The following is a 15507-nucleotide window of genomic DNA, read 5'->3' on the forward strand; positions in this document are numbered from 1 at the left end:
GCCGCCCGGCTGGAGCGCGTTTTTAGCCAAAGCGCGGCAGCAGGTTCAGCGTGTTGCCAAACCAGCACAGAATCACCATCACCCCGAACGCAATCACCACCGCAGGGATGACTTTTCCGCCCCAGACGGTAAAGTTTTTATCCGGGAATCGCTCGCGCGATTTCAGCGCCAGGAATGCAGGCACAATCACCGCCCAGATGGTGGCGCACAATCCGGCACCGCCAATGGCATAGATAAAACCGTTCGGGAAAATAAGATACAAAGCCGCTGGCGGTAAGAAAGTCAATAACAACGTCTTGAATCGTCCCCACGGCGTATTGCCCATTTTGAACAGGTCGGCGAGATAATCGAACAACCCCAGCGTGACACCAAAGAACGAACTTGCCACCGCCAGGTTAGAGAAAATCAGCAGGAAGAACTCAATCACGTCGTGCGGGTTGGTTCCGAGGAAGGATTTAACCAGCGAGTCCACGTTGCCACCTGAGGCAATAATCTCTTTAAAGTTACTACGATGAATATTCCCCATGGTGCAATAGAGCCAGAACAGATAAATCACCAACGCCAGAATGGAACCGAAGACGATGCTTTTAATCAGTTTATCTTTGCGCTTTCCATAGCAAATGATCAGGCTGGGAATATTGCCATGGAAGCCAAACGAGGCCAGGCACACTGGTACGGCCATCAGAATATAGGGGAAATAGTGGCTGTTATGCTCGGGGACCGCGATATCACGCAGAATGGAGTAGTCGACCTGGAAGAAAAAAGAGCCAAACACCACAATAAAGGCGATGATCTTGATACCGAGAAAAAAGGAGGTGATACGGCTTGCAGCCAGTGAACTCACCCACAGTACGCTGGCGACAAAAATCGCGCTGCCGATCCCGACAATGCGCGGGTTTACGTGTGTCCCCGCATTGATAGCGATCGTTTCGCTGATAATGGCGCCATTGGCGGAGATATAGGCATAGGTGAGAATATACAGTACAAAGGCCACCGTAATGCCGCTGACCACATTCCATTTATTACCGATTAAATCTTTGGTGATGGTGTTAAAACTCGAGCCGACCGGATAATTAAGATTGGCTTCTAATAAAAGTAGTCCGGAGTGGAGCATTGAAAACCAGGATATGATGAGAATAAATGCGCCCCAAAAAAACCAGGCCCCAGCAAGGTCAACCGGTAATGCAAACATACCGCCACCAATGACAGTACCAGCAATGACCATAATGCCCCAGAATGAGGAATGTTTTGTCTTTGAATCTTCGTCCATGGTCTTCCCTTAATAATAACGGTTAAGTTGATGTTGTGCTAGTAATAAAATAGTGCCAAGTGCCATAATCAAAAATGGCTATATCAGAGATATAGCCATTGGAATAGTTGAAGATTAAATTTCTTTTAATTTTGCCGTAAAGTGACGTAAGACTTTTGGCTCATAGGTAAAGGTCAGGCCTTTAATGTTAGCGGCGTTCTCTTTCACGTGTTCAAACGCTTCGATAATAAAGTCCATATGCGTTTGGGTGTAGGTGGCGCGTGGAATAGTTAAACGCAGCAGCTCTGCCGGACACGGCAGCTGGTTACCGGTTTTCGGATCGCGACCCAGCAGGAAGGAGCCAATTTCCACGGCACGGATCCCGGCGACTTTATACAGCTCGCAGGCCAGCGCCTGGGCTGGGAAGTGGTCGGCCGGAATATGCGGCAACAGTTTACCCGCATCGACAAACGCTGCGTGCCCACCCGCCTGCTGACAGGTTACGCCAATGGCTTCCAGACCATCGACCAGATATTGGATCTGCGTAATGCGATAGGACAACCAGTCCTGACCCATGCCATCATACAGACCAACGGCGAGACGCTCCATTGCACCACCTTCCAGACCGCCATAGGTTGGGAAGCCTTCTTGCACCACGCAAATGGTACGGCACTCGGTGTAGACATCAAAGAAGCCATCGTTCTTAATACACAGCAAGCCGCCCATTGGCACCATCGCGTCTTTCTTCGCTGACATGGCGAGCATATCAGCGTATTTGTAGGTTTCGCGGGTGATTTGCTCAATTGTCCAGTCCTGATATCCGGGCTCTCTTTGCTGAATGAAATAGGCATTTTCAGCAAAGCGCGCGGAGTCCATCACCACCGGAATATCGTATTTTTTTGCTATTTCATACATCGCTTTCAGGTTAGCCAGAGAAACCGGTTGGCCACCTGCAGAGTTACAGGTAATGGTTGCAACAATATAAGGGACGTTCTTTGGCCCGACTTCTTCGATGCCATTTTCTAGCCCCTGGAGATCAAAATCACCTTTAAAATCATTGCGGGCAGAAGTATCAAAAGCTTCTTTAATATAAACGTTCCGTACGGTACAACCGTTGATTTGGCTGTGGCCCTGGGTGGTATCAAAGAAATAGTTAGAGAAGGCCACCATTTTGCTACGGTCGAGGCCTTTTTCCTGCTCGCGTTTTTTAATTAACACCGGAATATAAATTTGCTCGGCGCCGCGTCCCTGGTGAGTGGGAATTGTATACTGGTAACCGAATATATTTTTTACCGCATCGCACAGCGCATAATAGCTGCGGCTGCCGCTATAAGCTTCATCACCGCGCAGCATCGCCGCCTGCATATTTTGCGTGACGGCACCGGTGCCAGAGTCAGTCAGCAGGTCAATAAAAACATCTTCACTGTCCAGCAGGAACGGGTTCATCCCGGCTTTGACAATGGCATTATCACGGTGCTCACGGGTGGTGCGCTTTACCGGTTCGATAACGCGGATACGGAAAGGTTCTGGCAGATGTTTAAAATTGTTCATGTGTAATCCTTAAATTTAGACGCACTCGTCCTGCTGGCATCCATGGGTAATGAATACCATTTATTTTTTGCGCAATACGAATGCTTATTCTTGACGTCTGGTGATCACAGCAATATTTAGCTCAGATGTGTTAAATACATGCTTAAGCCGATCGCTGTAGCGAACTCAGAATCACAAAATTCGTATGGGATGTTGCAAACAGAAAATTAATCTGCTTGACGTAATATTAATGCGGAGAAGTTTGAGGACTTAAGGACGGCGATTGACAATAATACTGTCAACATTAAACCATTTTGAAATCTTATACGATTTATTTATGATGTTCATAATGTACGTTCTCCATTAGACACGGCATACACTATTAGAATTATTTTATTTGTCTATTCGCTCTGTATTCATTTGTGAAATTGGTCACGAATGTTTTGATCTTGATCCGCCATTTCCGGACAGCTTTTGTAGCTTAAGTTAACGGTGTCCGCTTCCGCCAGTATTCCCTCGGAGAGGGATATCCCAGCGCGCTGTGCGGGTGGTTTTCATTGTAATGCGTGAACGCTACTGCAAGATTTCGCAGGACTGCTCTCATATCCGGTTTTGGCATGAACGCGTATAGTCTTCCTTCATCGTTTTCACGAACCGTTCGGCCATCCCATTGTTCTGCAAGCTGCTCACCGCCGTTGTGCACGGCTCCAGATTCAGTTCTTTCGCGAACTTCCGCGTTTTAGGGGTTGTAAGCGGGAAGCCGCCAAAATTTTGCGGACTTGCCATACGGCTTATGACAACGTCAGCCCCTCAATCATGGCGTCCGGATCGAGTTCTTTCCCTTCACTGATAAAGGTGTAATGCCCATTCAGAAAAATATGCTGCCAGGCTACGGGGGACATTCGTTTGAGAAGAGCAAGGCCCCGGGTGTTACCAACCTCTTCATACTTCTGCAGCAACCGTGACAGCAGGGCTGAGTTATAATAAATAATAATGATGCTGAGCAGCCGCCCGCACTGATTACTGATCTCCAGTTCAATATCATTCTGTCCGGTCAGCTCTTTTTTACCACCAATCTGCGCGATTGCTGAACGAAACTGATGCCAGGATTCAATGCGATTTTGAGACCGGTGGCTGTTTCTGACCACCTGCGGGTTACGAAGATACCGGAGGATGTAAAGACTGCGGATCAGTTTATCAAATTCAAACAGGGCCTGCCTTGTCGGGTTTTCCGCTGAATAGGTACACAATTTTCGGATCAGGGCACCCTGAGTTATTTCTTTCATCCCCAGCGTGGCGACAATCTGCTCCAGATGTGGTTTTTCATCAATGATAACTTGCTCATTTATTTGACCTACAGGCTGGATAAGACATTTTTTATAACGCTCCGGATCGCCAGCGCAGTATAGCTCTTTCAGCATGTCCTCTGTTGAGATAAAGCGGGGTTCGAAACGCAGCCCAAACCAGTGAAGAATGGCAAAATTGGCCTGGTTAATACTGTGCATGTCACCGGTTATCGCCGTTGGTACAATACCCGCTGGTATTCCTGTACCAGATATCGAAAACGTGATGTGCTTCATACTCATGGGCGCCGATGAGATAACCATTTAGTGGAATATGGTTGCACAGCAGAGTGTAGGCCACCACGCCCTTCCCAAGTCCAAAATATTTTTTTGATGCCCGGGCTTTGATCGTCGGGCGTTCGACGCTGAATTTTTGCCCATCGACAGCGCCATACAGTTCCCCCAACTCCAGTGAATAATACGGGAAAACTGGAAGCGTCTTAATTCCGTCGCCAATACAGTCACATGCGGCCTTCAGAGTGGGGAGACGTAGGTATTGCTCGTAGGAATCGTTGAGAGCATGGTAGGGAATATCGCTGGTCTGGGACATCGTCAGATTACCGTGATTCATGGCCTGCGCCATTATTACCGCCATCAGACTGTCTGACTTGCTCCCCGTTGATTAACACACCGCGATGTCAGTAATGTCTTCATAAATCACATGAGGCCATACCCATGAAGAAGCGATTTTCCGACGAACTAATCATCAGTATCCTTCGCGAAGCCGAAGCCGGGGTTTCGGTCCGGGAACTCTGCCGCAAGCATGCTATTTCAGATGCTATCTTCTATACCTGGCGCAAGAAGTTTGGCGGCATGGAAACCTCTGAAGTGAAGCGACTCAAGTCCCTTGAAGATGAGAGCACCCGCCTCAAGAAGTCGCTCGCTTAAGCCATGCTGGATAAGGAAGCACTTAAGACGGCACTGGGCCGAAAGTTCTGACGACAGGCCAGAAGCGGGAAGCCCGGATCGGGAGAATAGCGGCTGACTATCTGCTGGCGCACCCGGAAGAACTGGTGCAGGTCAGCCAGAAGCTGCAGCAACAACAGCAGGAGCAGATGATGAAAATCCGCCGTGCGGTACATCTTTAAAGATGTGGCCGATATTTGCATCGAAGCGGGAGGTGTCGCCCCTTTGTATCGGGGTCTGGAAAACAAAAGGCGCAGCTGGCTGCCTGACATACCGCAACGAAATTTACCACACCGGGCATATCGAGGGTGACCTGACGATAGAGGATGTTAAAGCTGTGGCTCACGCCGTCGGCGTGGATGAGCTGAACGCCGTGGACCATGCCCCTATTCTGGAAAAAATGATGCGCTCGCGCAGGCGCTCACGGATACGCCAGGACTGATTGTGATGCCTGTCGGGAATGCGTCGCCCGGAACCATCACAGTCTTTGCCGGTCTGGCTTCTCCCGAACAGATTCTGGCGGCGATCAATAAAGTACACCATTGACGCCCGCCCGGTCCCGCCGGGTTGCACTAAATGCAGGTTAGCCTTAAGGTGTCCCACAGAATAAACTGTTATAAAATAACCGATTGTAATTCTGTGCAAAGAGAATACTGTAATTTGCTTACAATCACCCAAGATATTATCCACTTATACTTACAAAATATTACGGTTATTCACTCTTAATGCGCATGTTGCACATGCAATGGTACCGAGAGTACATTTAACAAAGATAAAAGAAGTGGGATTTTATGAAAAATATCAGAGGATTGCCTTTTGATGGGATAGCTCAAGTAAGTGGAGGTGGTAATTCTGGATATCATGAAACCAATTTTGGAAGATCCCGGGATAGCTTGTCCTTGGGCGGGATAGGCTATGATGCGCAGGTTAATGGACGTTTGGGTAATACTGCCGCTAAAAACCAAGGCTTAGGTCAGGGAGATTGTTCAAATGGAGTTGCAGGTGGTCTTATAAAAGGCCTGTCATCCGGTACTCCGCTCGGCTTTGCAGGTGGATTGATCGGCGGGGTTATCGCAGAAGGGTGCTTCAAAGGTTCTGATAACAGCAATTCAGATAACCGAGGCCGCAGTAGTTGTAATGATGGCGGCTTTGGTGGAACCTGCCGATAATCCCACGGATTTGTTGCATCATACCAGAACCAGTTCACTGGTTCTGGTACAGTCGATGAAGGTGCTTGCGATGCATTTTGAAAAAATGGCATTATTTATGCCTTGTTATTTCATTTTTGATAGTTCCGGCATTACATCTAAATTTGAGCATGATAGCATACCCAAAGAGCCTTCTCTAATCAATTTGTGGGTTGTTATACCTAGGAACCTATGTTTCAATCAAAAATATATTCCTTTCTATAAAGTATATCATTCGTAAAGACAGTCATATAAAAGAAAATAAAAGACAGATGTAATTCGTGGCTTATCCAGCCTTCGAATTAATCAATTTGAGGGAAACCTGACAGCAGACGATATTAAAATACTGACGCGCCCGGAAGTCTCAAAAAGTGTGTGGAACTAAAACAGGTATGCTTACAATCGCATTTACATGACCGATGCCTGGCCGGTATATCAGACGTTGCTGGACTCAATCAGCCATGTTGTCAGCAGAAAATACACGCAGCGTATCGAGCGGCATAACCTGAACCTGCGAACACATATCAAACGTCCCGCCCGCAGGACCATCTGCTTCTCAAGGTGCAGAAGCAATGCACGATAAGATCATCGGATGGTATCCGACGATTAACCATTACCACTAAGTCTGCGTCACGACCCTGAATCGCGTACCGTCTATTCCAGTGACTTCAAACTTCGGATGGTTGAACTGGCTCACGACCACCGGACCTAATTAATGCCAGAACGATTTATGAGTTTTTCATCGCAGTATGGCGGGCAAATTTATCTCATACTGGACGAAGCGCCACATCACCGTGCGTCACTGGCACAGAACCGGGCGATGGTGATGAATATTGAACGCCACTGTCTGCCGCCTTACAGCCCTGAATCCGACTAAGGGACTGTGGAAGGTGTTGAATGAGCATGGGGTTCTACGCCGGAACCCCAGATAAGGATAATAAGATGAACATTTCCCGACGACTATTGCTGACTTTTTCCATGCTCTTTGGTGCCATTATCCTGCAGGCGGTGCTCGCCATCTCGCTGCTTGCCGACTTTCAGAAGCGCTTTGAGTATGTGCAGACCAGTGCCATCCCGTCGATTAAAAACCTCAACACACTGATTGACCGCAGCAATCAGTTGGCGCTGACGCTTTACAAACACCAGATCCAGCTGCAGGACAGCAACATGCCTGCGGTGGAAACGGACATTGATAAGCAGATTGCCGGTCTCAGGTCGCTCACCAATTACTACTTAAACTATGACATTTCCAGTGAGGAAGACAAACGCCTGACGGAGTTGTCGCTCAGCAACATTCAGCGTGTGAACGAGCGGCTGCCTGCCTTTCTCAACGCGTCGCGGGCGCATCAGAATGTCATCAGCCTGGACCTGATTGAAGGCCAGAACGGCATTGGCGCTGCCATCCGCCAGCTGATCGCCGCTTATCAAAAGCAGCTGATGCTGAATATAGCTATCGGTGATGGGTTACGCGCCACTAACCACAGCATCTTCCATAATGTGCTGTGGGCCACTATCAGCGGCGTTGGGGTAACGGTGGTGATTTTCGGTCTGTTTGCCCTGTTCACCGTGCTGCGCATCCGCCGCAGCCTGGCAGATGTCGGCAAAGTGATGATGTGCGCCAGCGAAAATTCCGACCTGACGCTGAGCGCTGACGAAAGCCGCCATGACGAGGTTGGCAATATGGCGCACTTCTTCAACCAGCTGATGCGCAGCGTTGCCAGTTCGCTGAGCGCCGTGCGCAGCGCGTCGCACTCGGTGGGCAGCGCGTCAGTGCAGATTGCTGCCGGTAACGAAGATCTCTCTTCGCGTACCGAGCAGCAGGCTGTCTCGCTGGGGCAGGCCGCTGCCAGCATGACTGAACTGGGTGAAACCGTACGTCAGACCGCCGACAACACATGTCAGGCCAGCCAGCTGGCGGCCAATGCCAGTTCGCTGTCGGAAAAAAGCAGCACCTCGCTCACCACCATGCTCTCGACCATGGATGATATCCGCAGCAGTTCGCACAAGGTCACTGACATTATTTCAATGATCGAAGGCATCGCCTTTCAGACCAATATTCTGGCACTTAACGCAGCGATTGAAGCTGCATGCGCCGGCGAGCACGGTAAAGGCTTTGCGGTGGTGGCTGGTGAAATACGCAGCCTGTCACAGCGCTCAGCTTCCGCCGCGCGTGAGATTAAAGGGCTGATCGAAGCGTCACATCTTCTGACCGAAGTCGGGGCCGCACAGGCCAGCGACGTCAGCAGCAACATGCGGGAGATGAATGACGCTATCCATCAGGTTAGCAAACTAATGAGCGAAATCGCGGCGACTGCAGTTGAGCAGAGCCAGGGCATCAGCCAGGTGCAGCAGGCAGTGAACCAGATAGACGATGTCACGCAGCAGAACGCCGCCCTGGTGGAACAGGCCTCGGTCGCTTCGCAATCGCTGCAGGCGCAGGCAGAGACGCTGAATCAGCTGGTCGCCAGGTTTGTGCTGGCGGAACCCGCCGCGGCAGCGGGCAGTAAGGCGCCGGCGCACCTGACACTGGCCAGCGATGCCGGCTGGAAAAGTTTCTGAACCCTCAGCCCTCCGCGTTGCAGCGCGGAGGTGCTTTCTGACCGCTGTCATCAAATGTCATATCGTCTGATGAATAACACACATCGTTCAATATGGCCTCCGATACACACTTACGAAAATTCCAACGGGGAAAAACTGAGGTTCCTGCGTAGGCACTGTTGCAAAGTTCGCGATGAAGTGGCCTTTTATATTACTGAAAAGCCCTACATTTCAAAAAACCGGTTTACCAGACGCATCTCACCTTGGGGATGACCGAAGTAAAATGACTCAGCCTGACCTTTGCGCAGCGCACGCATTACCTCAATTTCCTTGATGGTGGCACGGGCGGTCTTCATTGATTTAAACCCCAGAGTGGCACTGATTATCCGTTTCAGTTTGCCATGCTCACATTCAATCACGTTGTTCCGGTGTTTTATCTGCCAGTGTTCAACGTCAAGTGGACACCTGCCTTCCTGTTTTAACAACGCCAGCGCGCGACCATATGTGGGAGCTTTGTCGGTGTTAATGAGGCGGGGGATCTGCCAGCCTTTAACGTTGTTGAGGATTTTACTCAGGAACCGGTATGCGGCCTTGCTGTTACGGCGCGGGGGAGAGATAAAAATCGAGGGTGTGCCCTCTGCTGTCAACGGCGTGGTAGAGGTAAGCCCGGCGGCCATTAACTTTGATATAAGTTTCATCGGGATGCAGGAGCAGAACCCGGAAGGGGTTCGCCAGTACCAGCGCAGCCTTTTTTCCATTTCGGGGGCATAGCGTTGAACCCAGCGATAAAGGGTGGTGTGGTCAACACTGACACCACGTTCAGCCAGCATCTCCTGCAGTTCACGGTGGCTGAGCCGTATTTGCAATAAATAATGTCCCTGTTAAAATGACGACCTTTAAATACGTTCATTGGCGCTACCGTTGACAGATTTATTACCAAATTTTACTAGGTTGCTGATCTTTGCAACAGTGCCGTTCTGCTTACCGGGCAGCCGGAATGGTTGCGCATCTACACGACTGAGATTGTACATGCTGAGAAAATTGCGTTTCTCAGCCCGGGCACTTACGTCGGACTTAAAGTTCATGGGAATATTCATTTCCAGGGAGCGGTATACATGGAATTTCACTCGCCAGTGTTGTCAGTGTGACTATGCAGACCGCACGTATATATCTACGTGTCAGTACCGAGGAGCAGGAGCTGACAAGGCAGAACAGCATTATTGAAGATGCTCGGGGCAGGGGTTTTTATGTCGCCGGCGTCTATAAAGAGAAGGCATCCGTGCCCGGGCAGGCCGACCTGAACTTCAGCGCATGATTGCCGACCTGCAGCCTGGTGAAGTCGTCGTGGCTGAGACGATTGACCGCATAAGCCGTCTTCCGCTAACAGAGGCCGAGCAGCTGATCGGCTCTATAAAAGCAAAAGGGGTAAAGCTGGTCATCCCCGCATAGTGGACCTGTCCGGGCTTTGCCGTCAGTCAGAACGGAGTCGCCAGAATCATGCTTGAGTCCGATGCTGCTTAAGGTGGCCCTGCAGACGGCACGTGACGATTATGAGACCCGTCGTGAAAGGCAGCGGCAGGGCGTTGAGCTGGCAAAAGCTTTGGATAAGTACAAAGAGCGCAGGCCGGATCCCAAAACGCACGAACGCATCATTGCACTTCGCATGTCTGGCATGACAATTTCGCGCACAGCCACTCATGCAGTGTGAGTCAGGTAAAACGCATCTGGTCGAAAAGTCCGGTCAGTAGTTAAACATTAATCAGGTTGTAGGGGCTGAGGGGATAACCATGACAGCCGCGAACTGACTGTGTTCCTTTCAATTTCTGACCTACTCATCTGTTGATCTCAGCCGGGTCAGAAACGGAAGCTATCTGTTCTTTGATGATGATGGCAAACCGCTGATGCTGTCTCCAATACCTGACGGCGAGCATGCTGGCCGATCTGTGCTGCGGGAGATAACCGGTGCCAGAATACCGGGACTGATATCAAGACTGCTCCTGTCCGACGGTCTGGATACGATTGAAGTCGTTGAGGCTTACCTCAGCCAGTGGTGCAACTGAAGCCTTTTCCGCTGCACGCGTGGGGGACGGTATAGAACACTCTGCTCTAAAGGCTGGCTGATGCTCGGTCTGATAGGCGAGGCGGGGGGCATAGGAACGATAGTCCTGGCCTCGACGGTCACCGGTGCTGCAGGTGGCGGTGGACTGGGAGAAGTTCTGGGCAGCATGTCATGGGCACCCACCACGAAACCGGCCATCTGGTCACCGGTTCATCAAGCGTGTTCATCAACGGAAGGCCGGCAGTTATGTCGTAATTTCTGCGGGTGACCGTGACGAGTACGGCCCGACAGCGGGTGGCAGAAGAGTCTTCACGCGTCTATATCAACGGACTGGGGGGGCCGCCTGACATGCAGTGATGTAATCAGCGACGGTTCTCCCAATGTCAATATTGGTGGCAGTAAAGAGCAGACTGACGTAATCAGTCCGGGAATCCCGGACTGATTGGATAGAGTACTGTTGGGCGTGGGACTCGCTGCTACGGCAGTTCTGGCTGTTCCGGCGATAGCCCTGCTGGGTTTTGCGGGAGGCATGGGTGGGGGCTATGGTGGGGATTACACAGGCGGAGAATTATGGGGAGAAGGTTCTGACGGTCAGAAGTGGCTTTCGCTGGACGGGGGGCGTTTGCAGGATGCCTTGACGGCGCAAAAGGAGGCTCAGCCTTCAATGCATGGCGCAACACGTCTAAGAGCCTCATCAACCTTAAAGAAATAGAACCCCTGATGTCCACCGATCCGGACAGTGCCTTTTTCTGGTCAGGACGCACTGAAGGTGTCGGCGGCCCTGACGTTGCAGAAACCATCGCCAAGTCCCGCGGTGGTGCCACGCCTGAACCCACAATCAAAGATAAAAACATTAAAATGCCTGAATAGGATTTCAACAACCCGCAGAGCATTAAGGCCTGGAAGGACGTCTCCGCGTCTTATGTAAAACAGGTATCCGGAGAAGTCAGGACCGTAGTGGGGCAATCGCTGCGTGAAGGTAATATATGGGGAAACGTTGAGTTACCGCGCCTGATGGGCAATGATAGCGTCACGAAAATCACCACAATCGATCCGGTATCACAGACGGAAAAAGTCTTTTTTGTGAGGGATACTGATATGAAATGTACGCGTATCCAGATATCCCGCGAAAAAGGTGGGATATCCCGGGTGATTTGAAGAAGGTTATGATCGACATCGTTAATAAAATGAGGCAGACCTGCTACCCCAATGGTAAGCGCACGGCGTGGGACGCAGAGTAAGGTTTAGTTTACAGGCAGCGCTACATTCCACGGCAGTAGTTCATGGATCCTGTTTACCGGCCATTCCTGGATATGATCAATGGCGTAACGCAGCCAGGTTTCCGGCTTGACCTTGTTCAGTTTGCAGATTTCTATAAGGCTGTACATGACCGCTGCGGCCTCACCCCCACCATCGGCACCGAAGAACAGCCAGTTACGGCGACCCAGCGCCACAACACGAAGAGCGCTTTCACACAGGTTATTGTCGGTTTCCACCCAGCCATTACGGCAGAAGACGTTCAGCGCATCTATATGAACGCATCCCGTTTGCAAGGCATTCGTGGTTTTGACGTTGACGGTAGGTTGCAGCTCTATATCCGGCCTTGTTGCAGCCACTGCTGCGGGCCCCGATGAGATTCGCTGACTTACCCCTTATTCCCACTACGAGCTTCAGGCTCTGGACGCGCTTCAGGTTTAGCAAGTCACGGTCTTACCTGTCGTTGTCATCACTACGGCTGCCCTGGCAACCTTTCAGCATTCACCCTTCTGTTAAAAGAGTTAATGTTTTGTCAGCACAGGCCGTTCAGAACGGCCTGACGCTAACGTGTTTTTTGTCGTAGTTTCGGTTATGGGCTACCAGGGCCCACACCGTACGCGCTATCTTGTTGGCCATCCCCACCACCGCGACGCTGGCCGGCCGTCTTTTCAGCAGCTCCGTCACCCACGGATTCGGCTCTTTTGCCAGCAACGTCGCTGCCCTGGCACCATGGATAAACAGTGTCCGCATATAGGCATCGCCGCGCTTACGGATACCCAGAAGTCGTACTTTGCCGCCAGTGCCTGTTTGTTTTGGCACCAGGCCAATGTAGGTCGCAAACTCTCGCCCTGAGCGGAAGGTTGCTGTATCGCCCATAATGGCGACTGCTGCTGTGGCAACCAACGGGCCGACGCCCGGAATATCCATGATCCGCAGACAGGCCTCATTCTGTTTCGCCCAGGCGGCAAGCTGTTTTTCGATGCCATCTATCTGCATATCAAGGTCACTGAGCCGCCGATACTGGTCTTCAATCTGGTAGATAAGGAACGGCGGCAGATTTTCCTTCAGGCGCTCAAGCACCTCTGGCATTGCCTTGTCCAGTGATGCCCGGCCCTTGCACACCGTTTCGCCGAACTCCAGCAGTAAGCCGTGCAGCGCATTGATCTGCGCGGTGCGGAACTTCACCAACTGGCGCCGCATCTTGTGCAGCGACAGCACCGCCTGCTGCTCCTCGGTTTTCACAGCGACGGCTTTAGCCGGCTGCTGAACCACCATCCAGATAGCACGGGCATCCATGACATCGTTTCTGTTGCCCATCACGTAAGCGATCAGTAAGTGCCATATTGACAGCTATTTCCTGGTGAGCTCAACGTTCCAGGGCAGAAGTTCAGCCACTTTATTGGAAGGCCACTCCGGCAGTACGCTAAGGATATGGCGTAGGTAAGCCTCCGGATCGATTCCATTCAGCCTGCACGTACCGATCAGACCGTACAGCAGTGTACCACGCTCACCACCGTGATCGCTCCCGAAGAAGATATAGTTTTCTTCCCCAGGCAGACGGCCCGGAGCGCACGTTCAGCGGCGTTGTTATCAGCTTCTGCCAGACCGTCATCGCAGTAGTAGCACAGGGCATCCCACTGGTTCAGGGCATAAGCGAACGCCTCACCTAACCGGGATTTTTTCGACAGCGTGGCGCTTTTCTCCACCAACCAGTCATGCAGGGATATCAGCAGCGGCTTACTCCGGGACTGCCTGGCTGCCAGCCGCTCAGTTGCCGGGAGGCCCCGTATTGCTTCTTCGATTGCGTACAGCTCGCTGATACGTTTCAGAGCTTCCTCTGCCGTCGCCGTTTGAGTACTTATATAGACGTCGTGGATTTTTCGGCGCGCGTGAGCCCAGCATGCAGCTTCTGTTAACGGGCCTCCGTCACGCTCCGCGCTGAACAACCGGTCGTACCCCGCGAAGGCATCGGCCTGCAGTACGCCATGATAATGGCGAAGATGTTGCTGAGGATGCTTCCCCTGCCTGTCCGGCGAGAAGGCGAACCACGCCGCTGGCGGGTCTGACGATCCCACGCTCCTGTCATCGCGTACATACGTCCAGATACGTCCGGTTTTCGTCTTCTTTCTGCCCGGTGCCAGTACCGGCACCGGGGTATCATCCGTATGCAGTTTGCGGCAGTCCATCACGTAGTGGTAAAGGACCTCATCCAGCGGCGCCATTAACCGGCAACAGGCATCCACCCAGTTGGAGAGCAGTGCACGACTCAGCTCAACGCCCTGTCGTGCAAGAATTTCTGTCTGCCTGTATAACGGCGTGTGTTCGCAGTATTTCGCGGTTAACACCCGGGCCAGCAGACCCGGCCCGGCGATACCCCGGTCGATGGGGCGTGATGGTGCAGGGGCTTCAACGATGCAGTCACATCTGACGCAGGCCTTTTTCACCCTGACCGTGCGGATCACCTTCAGGGCGCTGGAGACCAGTTCCAGTTGCTCCGCGCTGACTTTGCTGAGGTACACCATTTCACCACCGCATGCCGGGCAGCAGGTTTCCGCGGGCTCCAGCCGGTGTATCTCACGGGGAAGGTGTTCCGGTAACGGGCGACGATGGCGGGACTGGCGCAGCTGGCGGGGTACCTGCGGATCGTCTACCCGTCCGTTGTGGCGATCGCTTTGCTGCTCCTGCCGTTTAAGCAGGGCTTCGGCTTCTTCCACCTGGCGACGCAGCTTTTCAGAGCGGGTACCGAACAGCATCCTGCGTAGTTTTTCTATCTGAGCCCGCAGATGCTCTATTTCGCGTTCTTCGTTCTCGATTTTCTCTTCGGCGCGGGCCAGCGCTGAGCGCAGGAACGACTCAGTCTCTGCAACGAGACTGAGCTGGCTGTCTTTCTGGCGAAGCGCGTCTTCCAGCGCAACGATACGGGCGAGACAGTCCTGACTCATGACCCCCATTTATAATGCGGTCATGTTCTTTTTACAACATTGTCAGTGAGTTAAGACGTGCTGTTTTTGGCTGGCGCCAGTCCAGCTTATCGAGGAGCATAGCGAGTTGTGAACGGGTGATAGCGATTTTGCCGTCACGGACCGCGGGCCATATGAACTGGCCTTCTTCCAGTCGTTTGGTCAACAGGCACAGGCCGTCAGCATCAGCCCAGAGTATTTTCACGGTATCGCCACGGCGTCCCCGGAAGATGAACAGGTGGCCGGAGAACGGGTTTTCATCCAGTGCATGCTGTACCAGCTCGCCCAGGCCATTGAACGATTTTCGCATATCTGTGACGCCAGCAACCAGCCAGATACGGGTGCCTGACGGGAGGGATATCATTGTGTCCTCCCGGTCAGCTTGCGGATCAGCACGAACAGCAACTCTGATGACGGGTTTTCAAGCGTCATTTTTCCGTGGCGGAACTCAACACAACAGGATGAGGCATTCAGTGCG

The 15507-nt window shown here is 51.8% G+C and carries 9 protein-coding genes and 10 pseudogenes; 8 read left to right on the top strand and 11 right to left on the bottom strand.

Features of this window, described 5'->3' with window-relative positions; translation table 11 throughout:
• Window positions 1–22: 22 nt before the first annotated feature.
• The 4 genes and pseudogenes from tnaB to IAE50_RS21125 all read right to left on the bottom strand — a co-directional run.
• Complete coding sequence (gene tnaB, locus IAE50_RS21110; protein WP_200581185.1) at window positions 23–1270, bottom strand: low affinity tryptophan permease TnaB; 1248 nt, start codon at window positions 1268–1270, stop codon at window positions 23–25.
• Window positions 1271–1384: 114 nt separating this feature from the next.
• Window positions 1385–2800 (bottom strand): tryptophanase, encoded by a 1416-nt coding sequence (gene tnaA, locus IAE50_RS21115; protein ID WP_200581186.1) that lies wholly within the window; start codon window positions 2798–2800, stop codon window positions 1385–1387.
• A gap of 460 nt (window positions 2801–3260) precedes the next feature.
• Window positions 3261–3520 (bottom strand): annotated as a pseudogene (locus tag IAE50_RS21120) (integrase core domain-containing protein); the annotation flags it as partial.
• A gap of 50 nt (window positions 3521–3570) precedes the next feature.
• Window positions 3571–4729 (bottom strand): annotated as a pseudogene (locus tag IAE50_RS21125) (Tn3 family transposase); the annotation flags it as partial.
• Between the two features lie 68 nt (window positions 4730–4797).
• Here IAE50_RS21125 and IAE50_RS21130 point away from each other — a divergent pair.
• Together IAE50_RS21130 and IAE50_RS26775 are read left to right on the top strand one after the other, a co-directional pair.
• A pseudogene (locus IAE50_RS21130) lies at window positions 4798–5084 on the top strand (transposase); the annotation flags it as partial.
• Window positions 5085–5114: 30 nt separating this feature from the next.
• Window positions 5115–5210 carry a hypothetical protein gene (locus tag IAE50_RS26775; protein WP_375287815.1) on the top strand — a complete coding sequence of 32 codons (96 nt, stop codon included), beginning with the start codon at window positions 5115–5117 and terminating at the stop codon, window positions 5208–5210.
• 160 nt (window positions 5211–5370) lie between these two features.
• On the opposite strand, the gene IAE50_RS21140 is transcribed toward IAE50_RS26775, so the two are convergent.
• Window positions 5371–5571, bottom strand: a complete 201-nt coding sequence (locus tag IAE50_RS21140) for a hypothetical protein (RefSeq protein ID WP_200581187.1) — start codon at window positions 5569–5571, stop codon at window positions 5371–5373.
• Between the two features lie 248 nt (window positions 5572–5819).
• On the opposite strand from IAE50_RS21140, the gene IAE50_RS21145 reads away from it, so the two are divergent.
• The 4 genes and pseudogenes from IAE50_RS21145 (at window position 5820) to IAE50_RS21160 (ending at window position 8774) form a co-directional block, all read left to right on the top strand.
• Window positions 5820–6197 carry a hypothetical protein gene (locus IAE50_RS21145; protein ID WP_200581188.1) on the top strand — a complete coding sequence of 126 codons (378 nt, stop codon included), beginning with the start codon at window positions 5820–5822 and terminating at the stop codon, window positions 6195–6197.
• Between the two features lie 427 nt (window positions 6198–6624).
• Window positions 6625–6838: pseudogene (locus IAE50_RS21150) on the top strand (IS1 family transposase); the annotation flags it as partial.
• Window positions 6839–6945: 107 nt separating this feature from the next.
• Window positions 6946–7092 (top strand): hypothetical protein, encoded by a 147-nt coding sequence (locus IAE50_RS21155; RefSeq protein ID WP_200581189.1) that lies wholly within the window; start codon window positions 6946–6948, stop codon window positions 7090–7092.
• 65 nt (window positions 7093–7157) lie between these two features.
• Window positions 7158–8774 (top strand): methyl-accepting chemotaxis protein, encoded by a 1617-nt coding sequence (locus IAE50_RS21160; protein WP_200581190.1) that lies wholly within the window; start codon window positions 7158–7160, stop codon window positions 8772–8774.
• 203 nt (window positions 8775–8977) lie between these two features.
• Here the strand turns inward: IAE50_RS21160 and IAE50_RS21165 are convergent.
• A pseudogene (locus tag IAE50_RS21165) lies at window positions 8978–9663 on the bottom strand (IS6 family transposase).
• A gap of 240 nt (window positions 9664–9903) precedes the next feature.
• Between IAE50_RS21165 and IAE50_RS21170 the strand changes: the two are divergent.
• Together IAE50_RS21170 and IAE50_RS26125 are read left to right on the top strand one after the other, a co-directional pair.
• Window positions 9904–10505 (top strand): annotated as a pseudogene (locus IAE50_RS21170) (recombinase family protein).
• A 1027-nt stretch (window positions 10506–11532) separates the two neighbouring features.
• Complete coding sequence (locus IAE50_RS26125; RefSeq protein WP_234467273.1) at window positions 11533–11682, top strand: hypothetical protein; 150 nt, start codon at window positions 11533–11535, stop codon at window positions 11680–11682.
• A gap of 374 nt (window positions 11683–12056) precedes the next feature.
• On the opposite strand, the pseudogene IAE50_RS21180 reads toward IAE50_RS26125, so the two are convergent.
• From IAE50_RS21180 to IAE50_RS26130, 5 genes and pseudogenes are all read right to left on the bottom strand, one after another.
• A pseudogene (locus IAE50_RS21180) lies at window positions 12057–12341 on the bottom strand (transposase domain-containing protein); the annotation flags it as partial.
• 274 nt (window positions 12342–12615) lie between these two features.
• Window positions 12616–13395, bottom strand: a pseudogene (locus IAE50_RS21185) (IS110 family transposase); the annotation flags it as partial.
• 24 nt (window positions 13396–13419) lie between these two features.
• Window positions 13420–15011: pseudogene (locus IAE50_RS21190) on the bottom strand (IS66 family transposase).
• A gap of 31 nt (window positions 15012–15042) precedes the next feature.
• The gene (gene tnpB / locus IAE50_RS21195; protein WP_009309933.1) at window positions 15043–15393 is read right to left on the bottom strand and encodes an IS66 family insertion sequence element accessory protein TnpB; all 351 of its coding nucleotides are present in this window, start codon (window positions 15391–15393) and stop codon (window positions 15043–15045) included.
• A pseudogene (locus IAE50_RS26130) lies at window positions 15390–15507 on the bottom strand (IS66 family insertion sequence element accessory protein TnpB); the annotation flags it as partial. The pseudogene IAE50_RS26130 and the gene tnpB, both read right to left, overlap by 4 nt.

The organism is Kosakonia sp. S42 (assembly GCF_016624785.1).
GTDB lineage: Bacteria > Pseudomonadota > Gammaproteobacteria > Enterobacterales > Enterobacteriaceae > Kosakonia > Kosakonia cowanii.

Bases quoted from the DNA above. Each gene is read 5' to 3' on its own strand.
- tnaB (WP_200581185.1), bottom strand. From the start codon at position 1,270: ATGGACGAAGATTCAAAGACAAAACATTCCTCATTCTGGGGCATTATG.
- tnaA (WP_200581186.1), bottom strand. From the start codon at position 2,800: ATGAACAATTTTAAACATCTGCCAGAACCTTTCCGTATCCGCGTTATC.
- IAE50_RS21140 (WP_200581187.1), bottom strand. From the start codon at position 5,571: ATGGTGTACTTTATTGATCGCCGCCAGAATCTGTTCGGGAGAAGCCAG.
- IAE50_RS21145 (WP_200581188.1), top strand. From the start codon at position 5,820: ATGAAAAATATCAGAGGATTGCCTTTTGATGGGATAGCTCAAGTAAGT.
- IAE50_RS21155 (WP_200581189.1), top strand. From the start codon at position 6,946: ATGAGTTTTTCATCGCAGTATGGCGGGCAAATTTATCTCATACTGGAC.
- IAE50_RS21160 (WP_200581190.1), top strand. From the start codon at position 7,158: ATGAACATTTCCCGACGACTATTGCTGACTTTTTCCATGCTCTTTGGT.
- IAE50_RS26125 (WP_234467273.1), top strand. From the start codon at position 11,533: ATGTCCACCGATCCGGACAGTGCCTTTTTCTGGTCAGGACGCACTGAA.
- tnpB (WP_009309933.1), bottom strand. From the start codon at position 15,393: ATGATATCCCTCCCGTCAGGCACCCGTATCTGGCTGGTTGCTGGCGTC.